The organism is Methylolobus aquaticus, from assembly GCF_054172105.1.
In genome coordinates this window covers 336,358-353,448 of sequence record NZ_JBSYXP010000005.1, presented here as the reverse complement: position 1 = coordinate 353,448, position 17,091 = coordinate 336,358, and the positions used below count along the sequence as shown (strand labels likewise).

General features: G+C 63.8%; 12 protein-coding genes. 9 read left to right on the top strand and 3 right to left on the bottom strand.

Translation table 11 applies throughout. The features are described 5' to 3' along the window. Positions 1-900: 900 nt before the first annotated feature. The 3 genes from ACW73L_RS09175 to ACW73L_RS09165 all read right to left on the bottom strand — a co-directional run bounded on the left by ACW73L_RS09175 (position 901) and on the right by ACW73L_RS09165 (position 7,796). Positions 901-3,651 (bottom strand): EAL domain-containing protein, encoded by a 2,751-nt coding sequence (locus ACW73L_RS09175; RefSeq protein ID WP_498921554.1) that lies wholly within the window; start codon positions 3,649-3,651, stop codon positions 901-903. 34 nt (positions 3,652-3,685) lie between these two features. Then, complete coding sequence (locus ACW73L_RS09170) at positions 3,686-4,309, bottom strand: hypothetical protein (RefSeq protein ID WP_498921552.1); 624 nt, start codon at positions 4,307-4,309, stop codon at positions 3,686-3,688. A 109-nt stretch (positions 4,310-4,418) separates the two neighbouring features. Next, a complete protein-coding gene (locus ACW73L_RS09165; protein WP_498921550.1) occupies positions 4,419-7,796 on the bottom strand; it encodes a tetratricopeptide repeat protein in 3,378 nt (1,125 codons plus the stop codon). Between the two features lie 973 nt (positions 7,797-8,769). On the opposite strand from ACW73L_RS09165, the gene ACW73L_RS09160 reads away from it, so the two are divergent. The 9 genes from ACW73L_RS09160 (at position 8,770) to ACW73L_RS09120 (ending at position 17,010) form a co-directional block, all read left to right on the top strand. Further along, positions 8,770-10,293: a hypothetical protein gene (locus ACW73L_RS09160; RefSeq protein ID WP_498921548.1), complete on the top strand. Its 1,524-nt coding sequence runs from the start codon at positions 8,770-8,772 to the stop codon at positions 10,291-10,293. 386 nt (positions 10,294-10,679) lie between these two features. Beyond that, on the top strand, positions 10,680-11,306 hold the full coding sequence (locus ACW73L_RS09155) for a DUF3124 domain-containing protein (RefSeq protein WP_498921546.1): 627 nt from the start codon (positions 10,680-10,682) through the stop codon (positions 11,304-11,306). A gap of 379 nt (positions 11,307-11,685) precedes the next feature. Then, positions 11,686-12,294 (top strand): hypothetical protein, encoded by a 609-nt coding sequence (locus ACW73L_RS09150; RefSeq protein ID WP_498921545.1) that lies wholly within the window; start codon positions 11,686-11,688, stop codon positions 12,292-12,294. 90 nt (positions 12,295-12,384) lie between these two features. Further along, positions 12,385-13,770: an NAD(P)/FAD-dependent oxidoreductase gene (locus ACW73L_RS09145; RefSeq protein ID WP_498921543.1), complete on the top strand. Its 1,386-nt coding sequence runs from the start codon at positions 12,385-12,387 to the stop codon at positions 13,768-13,770. Further along, complete coding sequence (locus ACW73L_RS09140) at positions 13,751-14,791, top strand: chorismate transformation FkbO/Hyg5 family protein (RefSeq protein ID WP_498921541.1); 1,041 nt, start codon at positions 13,751-13,753, stop codon at positions 14,789-14,791. The genes ACW73L_RS09145 and ACW73L_RS09140 overlap by 20 nt, the downstream gene beginning before the upstream one ends. Before the next feature lie 63 nt (positions 14,792-14,854). Next, positions 14,855-15,115 carry a phosphopantetheine-binding protein gene (locus ACW73L_RS09135; protein ID WP_498921539.1) on the top strand — a complete coding sequence of 87 codons (261 nt, stop codon included), beginning with the start codon at positions 14,855-14,857 and terminating at the stop codon, positions 15,113-15,115. Between the two features lie 78 nt (positions 15,116-15,193). Beyond that, the gene (locus tag ACW73L_RS09130; protein ID WP_165370286.1) at positions 15,194-15,514 is read left to right on the top strand and encodes an ApeI family dehydratase; all 321 of its coding nucleotides are present in this window, start codon (positions 15,194-15,196) and stop codon (positions 15,512-15,514) included. 28 nt (positions 15,515-15,542) lie between these two features. Beyond that, on the top strand, positions 15,543-16,424 hold the full coding sequence (locus ACW73L_RS09125) for a lysophospholipid acyltransferase family protein (protein WP_498921538.1): 882 nt from the start codon (positions 15,543-15,545) through the stop codon (positions 16,422-16,424). Further along, positions 16,417-17,010: a LolA family protein gene (locus tag ACW73L_RS09120; protein WP_498921536.1), complete on the top strand. Its 594-nt coding sequence runs from the start codon at positions 16,417-16,419 to the stop codon at positions 17,008-17,010. Before ACW73L_RS09125 ends, ACW73L_RS09120 begins: the two co-directional genes overlap by 8 nt. The last annotated feature ends 81 nt before the right edge of the window (positions 17,011-17,091 follow it).

Here is a 17,091-nt window from a genome sequence, read left to right as displayed (position 1 = left end):
CTTTCCGTTTTGGTGCTGGTATTTTTCAGCGTGAGGGTTTTCGAGGTGCTGGTGGTGAAAATCTGCTGATCGGGGAAAGCCAGGTTCGTGGCGGACAAGGTCACGGCGGAGGCGATGGGGGCTGCTGCGACGAGGAGGGAGGCGACAGCGGCGGCGGTTTTGGTATTCATGAGACTCACCCTTGGATTTTGGTCTTATGCAGAGAAGTGGTTTCAGTTCGTTTTGGGTCGGAGTATTCGCTGCGGTGAGAAACCCGAGTTGAACTGAGCGTGACCAAACTCTAGTAAGGGCCCTGTCCGGGCTTGGCGGGAAAACGGTGATTCAGGTCACAATTCCGGACGGTGCGTGGGCGAGGGGCTTGGGGCGGGAGAGCACCGGAGCGATCGCCCACGGCCGGGGCGACGTTGCCGTCAAGCCGCGCGACGCTTGGCCGTCACGGGCCAAGGCCGTGGCTTCCCGGTTGCGCGGGCAGGACAGGGAGCGAGGGCATGACCGGCGCGAAGCCGAGCCGTGTTATTCCGGCCGGGAAGGCCGGAGTTTCGTCACAGACGCTGGTCTCGGTCTTTGAAGCGAGGGGGTGAGCCTGCCCGTTGGCACGGGGTTGGCGAATAAGACCGGGGAAATACCCCGCATTCGCCCGGCTGGGGAACCGGAATTGACTGGCCTCGCCGAACGGGCGTGAGGCCTAGGGGACGTTGGGAAGGTGGGTTGGGTGCGACTCAACCGACGGCGGGAAGTGGCTTCCCGTTACGCCGAGGTGCTCCGTGACTCCGGCGTGCAGCTAACCAAAGGCATCCGCACCGGCTGGTTCCTGACGCGCGCGGGGTCCAAAACCTATCAGGATCCGACTGCCCCCTCCGCCGGGCTGGCCCGGCAGGGACGAAGCTCTGTCGCCCCGGATCAAAGCGCCAAGCGAGATGCCGGCGCGTCAGTCAGGTATCCGCTGACGAAAAGGTCCGCGAGCGGTCGAGGTTTGCCGAGGCCATAACCCTGACCGTAGTTCACACCAATCTCGGTCAGCTCTTGCGCGATCTCGTCGTCCTCGACGAATTCCGCGATGGTCTCGAGCCCCATAACGTTGCCCACGCGGTGAATGGCCTCGACCATCGCGCGATCGATCGGGTCCGTGGCCATGTCCTTGACGAAACTGCCGTCGATCTTCAGGTAGTCGACGGGCAGGTTTTTCAGATACGAGAACGAGCTAAGGCCGCTGCCGAAATCGTCGAGTGCGAAGCGCGCGCCGCGTGATTTCAGCCGCGTGAAGAACTGCTTGGCATGGGTGAGGTTCGAGACCACCGCCGTTTCCGTAATCTCGAAGCAGACGGAATCCAGCGGCACATTCCACTCGATGAGTTCGCGCTCCACGAAGGAGAGAAATCCTTCATCGCTGAGCGACTGCCCTGAAACATTCACGGACAGCGACAGCGGCTCGGCATTACGCTCATTCCACTGGGCCAGACTGCGGAAGGCGTTGCGAATAACCCAGCGATCGATGTCCTGCATCTGTTTGTAGCGCTCGGCGCTGGGGATGAAAGCCGACGGCATGACCAGCTTGCCGTCACGGTCGCGCATCCTGAGCAGGATTTCGCCGTGTCGTTCGAGGCCACCCGACAGCGGGACGATAGGCTGGTAGTACAACACGAAGCGGTCGTTGGACAAGGCCTCCTGGATACGCGGCACCCACAGCATCTCGCCATGGCGCTGGACCAACGCGCAGTCGTCCTGGCTGAACACCTGGACCCGGTTGCGCCCCTGCTCCTTGGCCGCATAGCACGCCGTGTCGGCCGCCTGGAACACGCTCGCAACCGTGTCGGTTTTCGGGTCGATCGACACGAGGCCGATACTGGCCCCAATCGAGAAGGTGTGCTCGCCCCACGAGAAGCGGAATTCCTGGACTGCGAGCCGAATCAGATCGGCGACCCTTAGCGCCTGGTCGATGCTACAGGCTTCGAGCAGGACGCCGAACTCGTCGCCACCCAGCCGCGCGAAGGTGTCGTGCTGGCGCACGTGGCACATCAGCACGTCCTTGATCTGGCGCAGCAGCTCATCGCCGGCGGCGTGACCGCAAGTGTCGTTGACGATCTTGAACTGATCCAAATCGATATACAGCGCGCAATGGGTCCGGTCATCCGGACCGACCTTCAAGAGGTTGCCGAGGCGACGCTCGAACTCGGCGCGGTTGACGAGGCCGGTCAGCGCATCGTGCGACGCCTGATAGCTCAGGCGTCGCGCCGCGTTCTGCGCCTCGGTGTCATCCCGCAGCACCCACACCGTGCCGACATGCAAACCGGAGCCCTCACGTATTGGCGCGACACAGTAATCGATCGGCAGCGGCCGTGCACCCCCGCGCAGCAGCGATGCGCTGCCGCTCTGGATTTCGTCGGCGCTGCCTGTCACGAAGCACCGCAGCCGCTTAGGCTGGGCTTCGGCGGTCTGATCGCCGGTTACGCGCATGACCTGGCGCATGGGCTGGCCGACCAGGGACTCACTGTGATCGCCCAGCAGGAGCGCGGCAGCGGGGTTGACGTAGGTAACACAACCTGACGGGTCGGTGGTCAAAACGGCCTCACCGATGGAGGCCAGCGTCACCCGCATCAATTCCTTCTCGTCGGTCAGCGCCTGCTCGACACGCTGCCGCTCGGCAACTTCCAGCTTCAGGTTTCGAACGAGCCGAGCCAGATCCAGCGTGCGCACTTCGACTCTATGCTCCAGGCTACGCTGGGTGTCCGCCACGTGCTCGGCCATCCGGTTGAAGGCTCGACCCAGCTGGGCTACCTCGTCCAGTCCGCCGATGCGGACCCGCCGATCGAGATCCCCGGCCGTGAAGCGTTCGGTGGCCCGGACGACGCGGTTGAGCCGGAGCGTCAGACCGAGATGAATCAGCAGTCCGACGACCGCAGCCGACGCCAGAATCAACTGGACCGACTCCATGGTGTGATTGAACACCGAGGCGCGAGCCGCGCTCAGATCCCGCGATAAGTCGCGCCGCATGATGACGACGCCAGTCCGGTCCGGCTCCACCACGCCGGCCCGATGCGGACCGAAGAACGCCGGACAAAAACCGAAAATGAGCCGTCCGGCGCCGGCCACGTGGACTTCTCCGGCCTCGGACCGCCGCACCCGCTCCACGACCTCGTGCAGCGGCTCACCATTCCAGGCCGCAACACCGCGCGGCAGGATCTCATGCAGCGAGCGGCCGACGGCACCGGAACCGGTGGCGGACAGGATCAGGGAGCGGGTGTCGGCGATCAGCGTTTCCTCCGACTCGCTGCCGCCGTCGAGCCGGGGAAGGGTAAACTCGAACCGGTCGTTGCGCCGCGACTGGGCTGCCATCCCGATCTGGGCCTGCAGCGCATACATGCGGTCCATCATCTGAGCGACTGCATAACCCCGCACGACATCCTCGGCGGAACGCTGGTCGCGCTTGATGGTGTACTGCGAGAGAATCGCCGCGAGCGCGATGAACAACCCTGGCACTGCGAAGCGCAGTGACACCAAAGACACCGCCACCCGCCGAATGGCGCGCACCAGCGCCCCGAACGGATTCCACGGCGCGGGCCGCGGGCCGGGCACGAGCTGGCCCCCGCGTTCCGGGGGCTCGGCTGGCGTGTCCGGCGCAGCAGCACCGCAACGCTCGAATTCGGTGGCCATGGCGGCGGCTTGTTGTGCTTGGAGCCAGTGATAGCTAGCGAGCGCAACCGGTCGGGAAGCAAACGCGTGTGCCTGTCGACGTCGTTCGGCAGACGCAACGGCCGACCGCCGTCGTCGCATAGGCGAGGTTCAGGGATGGCTCAACGGTCAGGCTATCCAGGCTCACTGCCGACAGCGTGACCGGGTTTGCAAGGTCCTTCGCCGCAGCGGCATCGCCCTCGTAACAGAAGGCAACCTGCGTCAGTTTCCCGTCCACGGCCAGATTGTTGTCGGCCGTGACGCCCGACTTTATCTCACTGTTGTACAAGTAAATCTGCTCACCCTTGGTCCCTCCGATCAGGGCGGCGACCGTGGGTTGCCCGCCCACCTGAGTCCACCACGTGACGATCGCTTTACTGTTGGCGCTGGTCAGGTAGGCGAATTGCTGACCATCGGGCCCGGTCGCAGAACCGGTCAACAGTTCATCGCGCGCCTCGAACAGCGGAATGGGCGTCTTCACGTCGGCGACGCCATCGACCATCGGATAGACGGTCAGGGAGTCACAACTCGAGCGGCTGGCCAGCACGGTGGTGCTGGCAGCGCTGTCGGCGGCCTGTGCGGCGCTCGCGACGGCGAGCATGGCCAACAGACCCAGAAAAAAGGTGCGATATGCGTTCATGACGGTTTCTCCGTAATCGGTAAGGGTTCGGCTGCCGGCCCCCCCCAGCTTCCGGGAAACGTTGCAAACTGTGATCTACTTCACACCATGGGCTTTGTGCTCCCCAAGCCTAAAAGATCAAGGTGAACTTCGCCTGGAAGGCGCGTTCCGGGTAATACGGCGCGACCGTGTTGACGTCCAGCGCGCGCCGGTAGTTGTCGTCCTGGTAACGGAATGACGTGTCGAACAAGTTGCTGACACCCAGATTCAGGATGCCGAGCCGCTTCGGGAAGCGGTAGCCGACCGCTAGGTCGACCAGATAGAAGCTGTCACTGCCCTGGGCCAACGTGGCGTTCTCGCGCCGATGAACGGCCTGAGACACGAAGGTGCCGGCGACCGCCGCGAAGAAGCCGCTTTCGTGAAAGAAGCTCAGCGTCGTCGGCGCCGAAAAGGCGCCGACCTCGCTCGGCAGATCCGGATCCGAAAATGGGTCGCTGCGGTAGCGCTCGTACTGGAACAGGGTTTTCAGCGCCCATTGCTCGGTCGGCGTCCAGTACAGATAGAGCAGTTGCCGCATTTCGTTCTGCCCCAGCGACAGCACTTTCTCATTATCGATGTAGGGCTCGTCCAGATAGCGCCAGCCGGTCTCGGCACCAAGGTACAAGTCCCTGTGGAGCTGCCAGTTCAAACCGGCGGCGTATTTGGTCGAGCGCGTGCTGTTGTGATCGTCGTAGAGCTGGTTGAAACCGGCGACCTGGGTCGGTTCGATGGTTCGGTTATTGGCCAGCAGCGGCTTGACGGTCTTGAAGGCCGCCGCACGCAACAGCAGGGAAGGTGTCGCCTGCCACTGAACACCGAACTTGGGGTTGAAGCTGGTGCGGTCATACCCAAGCTTGTCGGCGTACTGCGTGTTCAACCCGTCCATGCTGAAGCCCAGCGTCCAGGTCATCGACGTCGGCCAGTTGACATTGCCATACAGGTAGCCGTGCGGCTGATGGGTGTGGGAACCCAGCTGCACCGCCTGGCTGGCGAGCACCCGACTCGTCCTTGAGTCGATGAACTCGTTGTACGAAGGCTCGTTCGAGTCGACCGTGCTATAGGCCGCGCCGGCAATCAGGTTCAGCCAATCGCGGCGATAGATGTACTGGCTTTCGATCTGGTTCCCGGTTTGGTTCGCCTTGTCCCGGTAACCGAAGGTGATGTCTGGTGCGACGGGCAGCCCGGAATCACTAAAACGGTTATTCGCCGCGTTATGGATATACGAGACCAGAAAGGTCGAATGCGGCGCGGGGGCATAGCGCAGACCGAAGCGCCCCATCTCGTACAGCCGGCTCGTACTCTTGTTGGTCGAGTAGCTGGCCGGGTCGAAATTGAACGCGAGATCGCCGGTGTCCAGCTCGGTCCGGCGGTATTCGCCCTGCACGTTCAGCTCGGGCGTCAGCGCATACTGCGCGAAGCCGTTGTAGACGGCCTGCTGCTGGCCGTTGTTCGGCCGCCAGCCGCTGGTGTTCAGGTGCTGTGCACCGACACTCAGCGACAGGCGGTCGTAGATGCCGGTCAGGATGCCTTCACCGCCGTAGGTGTCCTGGGTGCCGCCGAAGCCAGTCGCGTTGAGCTGCGTCATGTTGCGCTCGAACAGCGGCGTGAATTCGTTGAATCCCGGCGTGGCCGCGCCGCCTGCATTGATGATGTACAGGCTGGTTTCGGCGAGGCCCGGCTGGATCGGGTTGATGTTGACGTCCTGCAGCAACTGGGCCTGCAGCAACTCGCTGACGCGCGAGATCTGCGCGAGGTGCTGGTTGCGGTAGGTGTCCGACAGGTAGCGGTGCGCTCCGGGACTGCTCGGGTCCATCGCCAGCGAATAGCCGGACTCGACGACGCCCAGTTCCCAGAAGCCGAGATCGTTCAGCGCACGCGCCAGGCTCGTCGTCTCGGCCGCGCGGTCGGAATCCAGCAATTCGCGACTGCGATAGACCGAGCGGTTCCGGTTCAGCGCCTTCGCCTGTTCCAGGTCCTGCATCGCTTCGATCGGCCGGTTGACCGACTGTTTCATGATGCCGGAATACAGCCAGGCCGTCGGATCGTTCGGATCGAGCTGCTTGGCGATCTCGAACTGCTGCTCGTCCAGCGGATGGCGCTTCTCTTCGTAGTACGCCTTGCCGAGGTAGGACCGCAGCAGCGCGCTGTTCGAGTCGAGGCTGACGGCGACCTCGAGTTCGCGCCGTCCCTCAGCCAGATCGCCGTTGGAGATCCGGGCTAGGCCGAGACCAAAGTGCGCCATCGGATCGGCCGAGGCCAGTTGCACGGAGCGCTCGAAGATCTCGATCGCGCGCTTGGTCTGGTATTCCGCCAGCGCGGCATAACCCAGCACGAGTTGCGCGTGAACCGAATCGGGCGATATCGCGACGGCCCTTTCAGCGGCTTCGACGGCACGCTTCCGTTCCCCGAGCATCAGCCACAGCTCACCCAGGCGGGCCCAGGCCAGCATATCGCCCGGATGCTGCCGCACCGCGGTCAGCATCGTGTCGCGTGCGGCCTCGATCTGGAAATTGGCCTGCTGCGCGTACGAAAGAGCGATCCGGGCTGCCGCCGTCGGACTGAGCTGCACCGCCCTCTGTGCGTCCGCCAGCGCCTGTTGGCGCCGGTTCTGCGCGACCGAGATCACCGCGCGCTGCGCGTAGACGAGTCCATCCTGCGGATTGCGTTGCAGCACCTGATTCAGCGCGGCTTCCGCTTCCGCACTGCGGCCCGCGCCGAGCAGCGCAGCCGCCCGAATCTGCGCCTCCGCCGGTCCGCGCTGAGCGGCCGGGACGCTGTCCAGCAAGCGCAGTGCACGGGCCGCATCGCCGCGCTGCATCGCCGCCAGGGCCTCGCGTACCAGCGGCAAATGGGCGTCGGAACCCAGCGCGTTGCTGAGCGAGGACAACAGCGGTGGATAGAACAGCGACCAGCTCGCCGCATCGCGCGGACGCACGACCGTGCGCAGAACGGGAGCCTTGCCTTTTTCGGCATAGGCTGCCTGGCCTGCCGTGGCCTTGACTTCTCCGGCTCCGTTCGACACCGCCACCTCGCCTTCCATGACGGTGACCTCGGCGTCACGATCGGAAGCACGGATCACGAATTCGGTGCCGTGGATCATGGCGCGCAGCGCTTTCGTGTCGATGCGCATGCGCTGTGGCTGGCGGCTAAACGACTGCACCAGGCCCTGGGCCACGTCGAGCCAGGTGAAATCCTGAGAATTGGCGCTGACCGCGGCCAATCGCAGGGAAGTATTCTGGTCGAGGCGCAGCACGGCGTTGTTGATGAGCTTCAGCGCAGCGCGACTCGAACCGCCGACGGCGATCGAATCACCGACACAGAGCGATTCCTGAACCGCAGCATTGCGCGGCTTCGGGTCACCGACGCGCTGTATGCTCACTTCGCCCTCGACACTGGCGACCTGACCCGCTTCTTCACAGGCCCTCGCCCCTCGACTGCCGCTCGTCACCAGCACAAGCGTGGCTGACATGACGATGGTCCTCATAATTGCGTTCACTCGATCTCGGCTCTGGCTTAAGCAAGGGGGTCATGATCTGCCCCCTCCCGATCATGGCTCGCGAAGCCCGGGCTGCGTCACACCCTCGATCGGCTGAAAGAACAGTCACCAAGCTTCATCACGAGCATTAATCTGAGGTCGAGCCGCATCGTACTGCCGCTTGGCGTAGGCCGTGGACTTCCCCACACTCAGAATATTGCCATACAGAACAAATGGAAATCGGTAATGACCGGGTTTTCGGATCGGCTGGTACCTCGGTTTGTGAAGGGAGATTCTCCTAGGTAAACGGATTTCTGCCCTATATCGGAATGGGGCCTTGGCCCGACTTGATGCACCCGAGCAACCGGGGCATGAGTTGCCGGCGGCTGCAGATCGGCGCTCTCCCGCAGGTCCTCATCCCACGACACACCAGATCGTGCGTTTCAGCCTCGCGGCGGTCTTTGGCCGCACTGCAGCCGCGGTGGTATCGGCCGCCCGCCATCGTCCCGCACCCGCTGACGGCCCACGCAACCGGCCATCCACCTGCTCGATGCGACCGGATCTGCCGTCGTCTGCCCATCCGACTCGATCAAGGGTGTCGCCCAAATCGGACAGGCCGCCCGGGCCACTGTCGCCGCTACCCGACACTTTCGGGGAGCTTTCTCCCCCCAGTCCGTCATGTGGCACCTGGAAACCCTGGGAAACAGGCGGATCTTGTTTTCTGGTACGACTCGTGCTTGACCTCAGTCACATCAACTCGCTGCTTCAAGGTTGAAGCCGAAAGAGCCAAGAGCGAAACACAAAGCGGCAGGGCATCCGCCCCAATCGCGCGCAGTGAGTTCTAACGGGCCCGGCAGAGCCGTTAGGTAAATCCGAGAACATTATTGCCGCTGGATAAAGTCATCCGCGGCCACTTGGCCAATAACTCGGCTAATAACCCAGACTCCTCTGATAGAAAGGTAAGACCATGATGCGACGCACTGCCTCCCTCGCCATCGGTATGACACTCGCGACACTGTTTGCCGACGCCGGACATACGGCCCCACAGGACATCCTACATCACCACATACACAACTGGAGCCGGAATTATTCGCCCCGTCAGCTTTCCAGCCCGACTTGGGCGCGCGCCGAAAGACATGCGGTGGCTATGGGTTACAGCACGGTAAACCGAGGGCGGGCGGAGGATCCAGCATTCGACCATCTGGGCGTTTCGAAAGACTTTAACGGTGCCTTCTACCCGGTTATATTCGACTTCTCCACCAACCGGCTCCGCTATCGGCCGGAAGCCGAGAATGGTTACGGTGGTAATTTCATACGGCCGGGAGCCACGGTCGGCAATTTCATCTCTATGAGTCGGGCCGACATGGAGCTCTTGTCGGTCTTTGGCTGCAGCCGTCGTGCGGGCAGTGTGGTACTGTCACCTACTGCAACGAGGGCGCAGTTCGAAACTGCCTTTTATGCCTTGGAAAGCGCGCCCGGCGGAATCTGGGCCTTCGCCAACCTGCAGAATCGCTGGGTCGTCGAGCAATTGGCCCAAGGCTACACGAATGCGATCATCAACGGCGACTTCTCGGGCACCACCTTCGACGACATTGCCCGGACCCCGCCCGACAACAGCTGCGCCAACAGGGACGTGCGGCAGGATGGGCGCTATTACAATACCTGGAAGGAAGGCCAGAAAGCGCTGCTCCAGCGGATCACGGCCGCGTTGCACAGCGCGACATCGCCCCTGGGCTATCCCTACTTCGTCGCGGCCAATATGTACCAGATCAATAACAGTAATTCCGGCAACACGTACGGCGCCTGGTATGCGGACCGCAGCCTGCGGCTCGATGCTTACTATCTCGAGCGCGGTACCCAGGGCGGGCATGACCAGCGAGCGAACAGCACGGATCCGGAGACCGGTAGACCGGCGTTTTCGTATCAGGCCAATGGGGCGCCCCGCAACTTCATCCCGGCCGATCGCATTCATGTGAGCACGGCTCACCAGGAATTCCCCCCGTTCAGTGATTTCTTGCGCGAACACCTGGAGGTTGCGGGTATCGCAGGCAGGCAGGGCTCCTGGTTCAGTTATATCGTTGGAATGGGGGTCGATAAGACTTACTCGAATGGGACCTTCGTCTTCAATAACACGCTGCAGCTGCTACGAGCCATACCGAACTTCGACAACCTCGCTGAGGTTCCGCTCACCGCCCGATTCTTCAACGCGGCGTCCCTGACCTACACGAGCCCCAACAGTTATGCCTCACCCAGCGTGGTCTACTCGCGAAACCCGATCAACGGAGAAATGTATGCCGTCTTCCTGAGAACGACGGGTGCGATCACGCTCAGGTCCAACGAATACGTCGCAAGCGCCGTCTACACCAACCCGGTGTTTGATAACACGACGAGCAACGCCATCGGCTGCCTCCGTCGGGGCAGTGGTACGGTTTCGCTGATCTGTTCCTCCCGCGTCGGCCAAGGGATCCGGCTCAAGCTGGCGAGACGCTAAGAGACCTATTCAGACACCGCGCTCCTCAGCGCCGCCTCACGCGGAGCGGCGCTGAGGAGCCATGTCCGGAGTCTACTGCCGCCAAGGCCGTGTTTCGGCTGCTCGGGGGCGGATGATTGGGCTCAAGCCAAGAGGCTGACACAAAGGCCGGCGTCGCTTCCAGGCGTCAGTCTCCGACGCATCCCCTTGTGCACCGCGAAATGCGACCGCGGCAGCGACGGCGCGTCACCTTCCTAAGACCCCCGGACCTGTGGCACAGACACCCATTGTTCGTCCGGTTCCTTTTGCTGTCTAATGGGGCGGGCTGCGCGGGCTCCACAGCGTCGCCGGCGGGCGTCCGTACGCCCCGGCCCGCTCATCCCCTTCATCTCATTCAGGCGCCCATGATGATTACCGGTGGAGCTGAATCACGGAGCGCACGGACCGCGGCCATCATCCGGTTCGTGGATCGCATTATCGGCCGGCACGTGCCGCCGCTACCCATCACAGCGTGCGGCACGTTGGGCTCCGCCAACCAGGAGCACTGGCGGTCGCAGTCAGGTGCTCCGCTTGGGCTGGCACTGCTGTGGGCCGCACTGTCGTTCGATCCGGCAATCGCGGCAGGCGAGACCCGAACGCGTCTGGCGCGCAGCCAGCTGCTTTATGTGCCGATTTATTCGGAGATTGCCTATGGCGATCGGCGGCATACGCTGAACCTGTCGGCAACAGTCACCGTCCGCAACACCGACCGCAGAAATCCGGTAAAAATCACTCGCGTCGACTATTTCGATACGGCTGGGCGATTCGTCCGTTCCTACCTGGACGAACCGCGGTTGCTGGCGCCGATGGCTTCGACCGACTATGTGATCAGCGGCGCAGACCGCTCGGGGGGAACGGCGGCCAGCTTTTTGATTGCCTGGGAAAGTGCGGAGGCCGTATCGTCGCCGCACATCGAGGCCGTCATGATCGGCGCCGCGGCGACAACCGGCATCTCATTCTCCAGCACCGCCGAGATTCTTGAGGAACGCCCCTAAGCGACCAAGGCAACTTTCGCGAGGCGTCATCCTGGCTTATCTTCCCTGTATCGCAGCAAGCCGTGATACGAGCCGTAGCTTCCCCATAGTGACTCGTAACCATTCACCCACCCTCTGCTGGGAAGTGGGAGCGGGCCGGGAGGGCGACATCGTCTGCGGGCGGGAACCCGCAGGCTAGCCTCCAGGGACGGATTCACGGCGTGTCTCGGCTTCCCCGCCCGCTCCCGCGAGGGGGAGGCGTGAACCGTTACTGGTGATCGACAGACATTTTCCGGGAACGGGCGAGCCGCGGCTGACCGGGCCGTTCGCCCCCTTTGCGCAGCGCTGGCCGCCTCCGTTATGATCCCGCGAGCGGTTGGATCCCTCGGAGGACAAGGCCATGCATCATCGCGTGAACGCACTGCTGGCAGGCGTCGGTTTGCTGATCCTGTCCTGCGCGCAGAAGTCGATTGCACCGACGAGTTTCTCCCCGGCCTACAAGTCGATGCTCGACCCGTCGGAAGTTTCGCTCGTCAAAAGCTGCGCGGTGGCCTCGTCGGTCGTCGCGAAGAACGGGCTGCCGGGATCCGTGGTGGGAAAACGGACACTGGAGGGCGGAGCGGTGGCACCGCAGCCGATCAGCCTGACCGGCGACCCGACAGGCTGGGTTCGGTCCGCAGCACGGGAGATATTCCGGCAGGCGGGGGTCCGGACCACCACGGCTGGAGCCCCGGTCGTCACGCTGAGCCTGTATCAGGTCCTCATCAACGAAAACGTGCACGTCAACGCTGGCTACGATGCGCGAGTCGTCATCGACGCCACCGTCGTCGATGGCCGGGGACGCACCTGCTGGTCCGAGCGGAAGACCGGCACCGCGCAGAATTACGGGCATCACGGCAGCGCGGAGGCGTACCGCGAAACCGTCGATCACGCGCTCGACCGCGCGCTGATGTCGGTGGCGACGGATGACGGTTTTCAGGAGGCGCTGTGCACGCGATGCTCGAAGTGACGCCCAGCTGGGCACGGGAAGGGTTCGTGGACACGCGGCGTCTTGAGCGCCGCGGATGCCGTTCGATGCAGCCATAATCCGAGGGCGCTCATGTTCACTGAAGATCATGGTCCCGCTCCCGCCGGACGCCCGGCCGAGGCGGCAGCACCGCATCTGCCGAATTTCGACGTCGCCGTAATCGGCGGAGGACCAGCCGGTTCGGCGGTCGCTACGCGCCTCGCCGACAAAGGCTGGACCGTCGTCCAATTCGAGAAGGACCGCCACCCGCGCTTCCACATAGGGGAGTCGCTGTTGCCGAGAACGCTACCCCTGCTGGAACAGCTGGGCGTGCTCGACGACGTGGCCCGAATCGGTGTCACCAAACACGCCGCCGAGTTCTGGTCGAGCGAACACGGCCGTTTTGTCGAGTTCCCGTTTGCCGAAGCCCTTGACCCGAACCCACCCTACGCCTTCCAGGTCCGGCGCTCGGAATTCGACGAGCTGCTGCTGCGCAACTCGGCCGCGCATGGTGTGGCCGTCAAGGAGGGATGGCGCGTCGAATCGGTCGAGCTGGATGCTCCCGACAGCTGCCGGCTGGTTGCGCGTGATCCATCGGGCCAGGCCACCCAGTGGCAATCCCGCTTTCTCGTCGACGCCACCGGACGCGACACGTTTCTGGCAACCCGTCTGGCCACCAAGACCCGTAACAGACAGCACAACAGCGCGGCGATCTTTGGGCACTTCCGGGGCGCCCAGCGGCGCGAGGGCCGGGCCGAGGGGAACATCAGCATTTACTGGTTCGAGCACGGCTGGTTCTGGATGATCCCGTTGCGCGACGACATCATGAGCGTCGGCGCGGTCTGCTGGCCCTACTACCTGAAAAGCCGACGGGTGCCGGTCGATGAATTCTTCATGGCTACCATCGCCCTGCAACCCCAGGTTCAGGAGCGGCTGGCGAAGGCCGAACTGGTTTCCGACGTGACTGCCACCGGCAATTATTCCTACCAGTCCACCGGTATGTACGGCCGAAACTATCTGATGGTCGGCGACGCCTTTGCCTTCATCGATCCGGTATTTTCGACCGGCGTCCATTTCGCCCTGAGCGGGGCCTTTGCCGGCGCCGACGCGGTGGACGCTGCGCTGCGCGAGCCCTCGCGCGCGGCGGCCCACCTGGCCGCGCATCAGCGCCGTCTGAAAAGAGGCCTGAAGACCTTCTCCTGGTTCATCTACCGGATCACGACACCGGCGATGCGGCATCTGGTCACGAATCCCCGGAACATGTTCCGGATCCGCGATGCCATGGTGTCCCTGCTGGCGGGGGATCTGTTCGGGAAAACCTCGATTCACGCGAGACTGGGTCTCTTCAGGGTCATTTATTACCTCCACGTACTTGCCGCACCCCGCGTCAATCTGGCGGCCTACCGTCAGCGTCGCCGAAACGTGGACGGACCTGAACTCCGCGCGGAATCCACCACCCATGCCGGAGACTCCCGCTAGCCCGCGCCGCAAACCGCTGCTCGTCTCGGCATCGAACGATGCACGCACCTGGCGTCTGCTGGCCGATCGCGATCTGGAACGCCTCGCCGCCGGAGAACGCGATCGCATCCTCGGCGTGTTGCGCTATGCCGATGTTCGAAACCCCGCGGCGCCCGCTCCATGGCCCATCTGCGACGTACCGCTAAGCCCACTGACCCGTGATCCGGCTTGCGTCGTGCTGTTGGGCCGAGCGCCGACCGAAGCCCTCCACATTGGTGACCTCACGTGTCGAAACGACGGCGAGAGCCTGTTCGGCGTTCTGGCCGACCCTACGGCAACGGCGCCAGACATCGGCGCAGCCACTTACCACGCTTATCAGACTCTGCTTCGCGCGTCGGCCGAGCTGGGTTTCCCGCATCTCAGCCGCGTCTGGCATTATCTGCCCGACATCAATGCCGCGCCGAACGGCCTCGAGGTCTATCAGGCGTTCTCGATCGGCCGCAGGGAGGCGCTGGATGCTTGGGGGCGGATCCCCGATGCGGCGCTACCCGCCGCCTGCGCGATCGGCACCCGACACCCGGGGCTGAGGGTCGCCTTCCTGACGACCCGCAGCCCCGGATCGACACTGTCCAACATCCGCCAGGACGAGGCCTATCGCTACCCGCCCGAGTATGGCCCCAGGAGTCCGGCGTTCTCCCGCGCCCGTATGATTACCGACGCTGCCGGCCCATGCCTGCATGTCTCCGGGACCGCCAGCATCCGGGGGCACCGCAGCCTGCACGCAGGACGGCTGGAGCAGCAGGTCCAGGAGACCTTGCGCAACCTCGACGCGCTGCTCCAGCCGCTGGGCCTGAGTTTGCAGGACGCCGGCTCAGGCGCACTTTTGACGGTCTACCTCCGGCACGAGACCGATCTGGCAGCGGCCTCAGCGCTGCTGAGCGGCGCGGTGAGGCCGGATGTCCAGCGGCTGTTCCTGCAGGGCGAGATCTGCCGCCGCTCGCTCCTGGTCGAAATCGAAGGTATCATCGACCTGCTGGCTTGAGCGGTTCGTCCGTGGCGGGATGTCCCGGACCGCATGCCGTAATTTTCGTCTTGCTATGACCTTATGAGTCCTCTCGAACTCGAACTCGCCCGGTTGATCGTTGCGACGCTGGGCCTCGAAGTCGACGCGGAATCGATAGACCCGAAGGCGCCACTGTACGGTGAAGGCCTTGGTCTCGACTCGATCGACATGCTCGAACTTTCGGTCGCCATCAAGAAGTCCTATGGCTTTCAGATCCGATCCGAAGACCCCGAAACCGTGCGCACCTTTGCCTCCTTGCGCAATCTGGCGGAAACGGTGGAGCAACGCCGCATCGCGGCCTGAGGCCCTGCGCGGGAGCCTAGCCCGGCGTTTGCAGCTGTCCGCTGCGTGCTTGATTCCGGCCCCACCCCTGGCATGCCCATGACGGAGTCGTCCCTACCCCTTGCCCTGACCCGGTTCTCCGTGGCTCCGGACCACCCGGCACTTCCCGGTCATTTCCCGGGCGACCCGATCCTGCCCGGGGTAACCCTGCTGGAACGGGTCTTCCAGTTGCTGGAGGAAAGTGAGGGCATGTCTGCACCGATGGGTCTTGCGAACGTGAAGTTTCTGGCGCCGCTGCGGCCTGGGGACAGCTGCTCGATAGAGATCGAAGCGCGTGGACCCGGGCACTATCGCTTCGTATGCCGCGTCGGGTCGCGGGTTGCCGCCCACGGCGACATCACGTCCGCGTCGAGTGTCTGAGCCGGTCGCGGGGGCGGGAATGACACCGATGACCGCACCGCACTGGCTGCGGCAGCGCGAGCGTAGCAACACGTTCTGGATCAACACGATCGTCTGGATCGCACTGCATGTCGGACGCCCGGTCGCCCGCGCGTTGCTGTACCCGATCACGGCCTACTTCCTAGTGTTCTCAGACACTGCGCGCGCCGCATCCCGGCAGTACCTGGCACGCGTCCTGACCCGCCCGCCGCAGACGCGCGATCTGTTCCGGCACTACCACACGTTCGCGCAGACCATCCTCGACCGGCTGTTCGTTTACGCGGGACGCGCGTCCTTGTTCCGCCTTGATGTCCGCGGCTTCGAACTGCTCGAAGGCTTCATCGCGACCGGCCAGCCCTGTCTGTTGGTGGGCGCCCATTACGGCAGTGTCGACCTGCTGCGTACCCTGGCCGTCGTCGACAAGGGGCTGTCGATCCGTGCGCTGATGTATCCCGATAACGCCAGCCGGATCATGAGCCTCTTTCGCCGCATCAATCCGTCGCTGAGCGATGGCATCATCGCGCTGGGCCGGCCCGACACCTTCATCGACGTCGCCGCATTCCTGGAGGCGGGCGGCTGCGTGGCGCTGCTCGGCGACCGCAGCATGCGCGATGAGAAGCGTGTCGCCTGCGAATTTCTTGGCAGTCCGGCCTGGTTTCCGGAAGCGCCGGCGAGACTGGCCCGACTGTTTCGGGTACCTCTGCTGTTATTCGCCTGCACGCACAGCGGCGATGCCGAATATACCGTGCATTTCGAGTTGCTCGCGGACTTCCGCACCGAGCCGTTGCCCGTGAATGCCGAGGTCGTCCAGCAGTACGCCCGGCGCCTCGAGGATTTGTGCCGCGGATCGCCTTACAACTGGTTCAACTTCTATGACTTCTGGGATGGCTAGACCTAGCCGACGCCTGCCTCTGGCCCTGACGTTGCTCAGCGCCGCATCCTGGGCAGCCGACCCCGCTCCACCCCGGACGTGGGATCTCGACGCCCTGCTCGGCACGCTCGCAACTCGCACCGAAGGCACTGCGCGGTTCAGCGAGATCCGTACCCTGAAGATCGTCGCGGCGCCGCTCAGGTCGTCGGGGCGTCTGTCTTTCCGACGACCTGATATCCTCGAGAAGCAGCTATTGGCACCGCGCAAGGAAACGCTGCGGATCGATGGCGACCGACTGACCATAGAGGATGGCTCCGCCGACTCACCGCGCACGGTTCATCTGTCGGATCATCCGCCACTGCTGGCGGCAATCGAGAGCATCCGGGCCCCCCTGACCGGCAATGCCGAAACCCTCAGGCGCCTCTTCATCGCGACGCTCGGTGGGTCGGAGCGGCGCTGGGTACTGACCCTGGTCCCTCGCGACGCCGCTTACGCGGAGATCGTCCGGGTCGTCTATGTGCATGGCAGCGGCCCGCGTATCGAATCGATCCGGATCGAGGAAGCGAACGGTGACCGGTCCGAGATCCGCATCGAACCGGAGCACTGACCCGACAGGCTGAAAGCGCGGGGCCGGCTGCGGGCCGAGACGACCGGCGGGGACAAATGCCCCGGGTTTCGGCATAATCGC

What these genes read in the sequence shown, in the direction of transcription:
- ACW73L_RS09125 (WP_498921538.1), top strand. Translation starts at nt 15,543, where the DNA reads ATGACCGCACCGCACTGGCTGCGGCAGCGCGAGCGTAGCAACACGTTC.
- ACW73L_RS09130 (WP_165370286.1), top strand. Translation starts at nt 15,194, where the DNA reads ATGACGGAGTCGTCCCTACCCCTTGCCCTGACCCGGTTCTCCGTGGCT.
- ACW73L_RS09165 (WP_498921550.1), bottom strand. Translation starts at nt 7,796, where the DNA reads ATGTCAGCCACGCTTGTGCTGGTGACGAGCGGCAGTCGAGGGGCGAGG.
- ACW73L_RS09140 (WP_498921541.1), top strand. Translation starts at nt 13,751, where the DNA reads ATGCCGGAGACTCCCGCTAGCCCGCGCCGCAAACCGCTGCTCGTCTCG.
- ACW73L_RS09150 (WP_498921545.1), top strand. Translation starts at nt 11,686, where the DNA reads ATGCATCATCGCGTGAACGCACTGCTGGCAGGCGTCGGTTTGCTGATC.
- ACW73L_RS09120 (WP_498921536.1), top strand. Translation starts at nt 16,417, where the DNA reads ATGGCTAGACCTAGCCGACGCCTGCCTCTGGCCCTGACGTTGCTCAGC.
- ACW73L_RS09135 (WP_498921539.1), top strand. Translation starts at nt 14,855, where the DNA reads ATGAGTCCTCTCGAACTCGAACTCGCCCGGTTGATCGTTGCGACGCTG.
- ACW73L_RS09170 (WP_498921552.1), bottom strand. Translation starts at nt 4,309, where the DNA reads ATGAACGCATATCGCACCTTTTTTCTGGGTCTGTTGGCCATGCTCGCC.
- ACW73L_RS09175 (WP_498921554.1), bottom strand. Translation starts at nt 3,651, where the DNA reads ATGGCCACCGAATTCGAGCGTTGCGGTGCTGCTGCGCCGGACACGCCA.
- ACW73L_RS09160 (WP_498921548.1), top strand. Translation starts at nt 8,770, where the DNA reads ATGATGCGACGCACTGCCTCCCTCGCCATCGGTATGACACTCGCGACA.
- ACW73L_RS09155 (WP_498921546.1), top strand. Translation starts at nt 10,680, where the DNA reads ATGATTACCGGTGGAGCTGAATCACGGAGCGCACGGACCGCGGCCATC.
- ACW73L_RS09145 (WP_498921543.1), top strand. Translation starts at nt 12,385, where the DNA reads ATGTTCACTGAAGATCATGGTCCCGCTCCCGCCGGACGCCCGGCCGAG.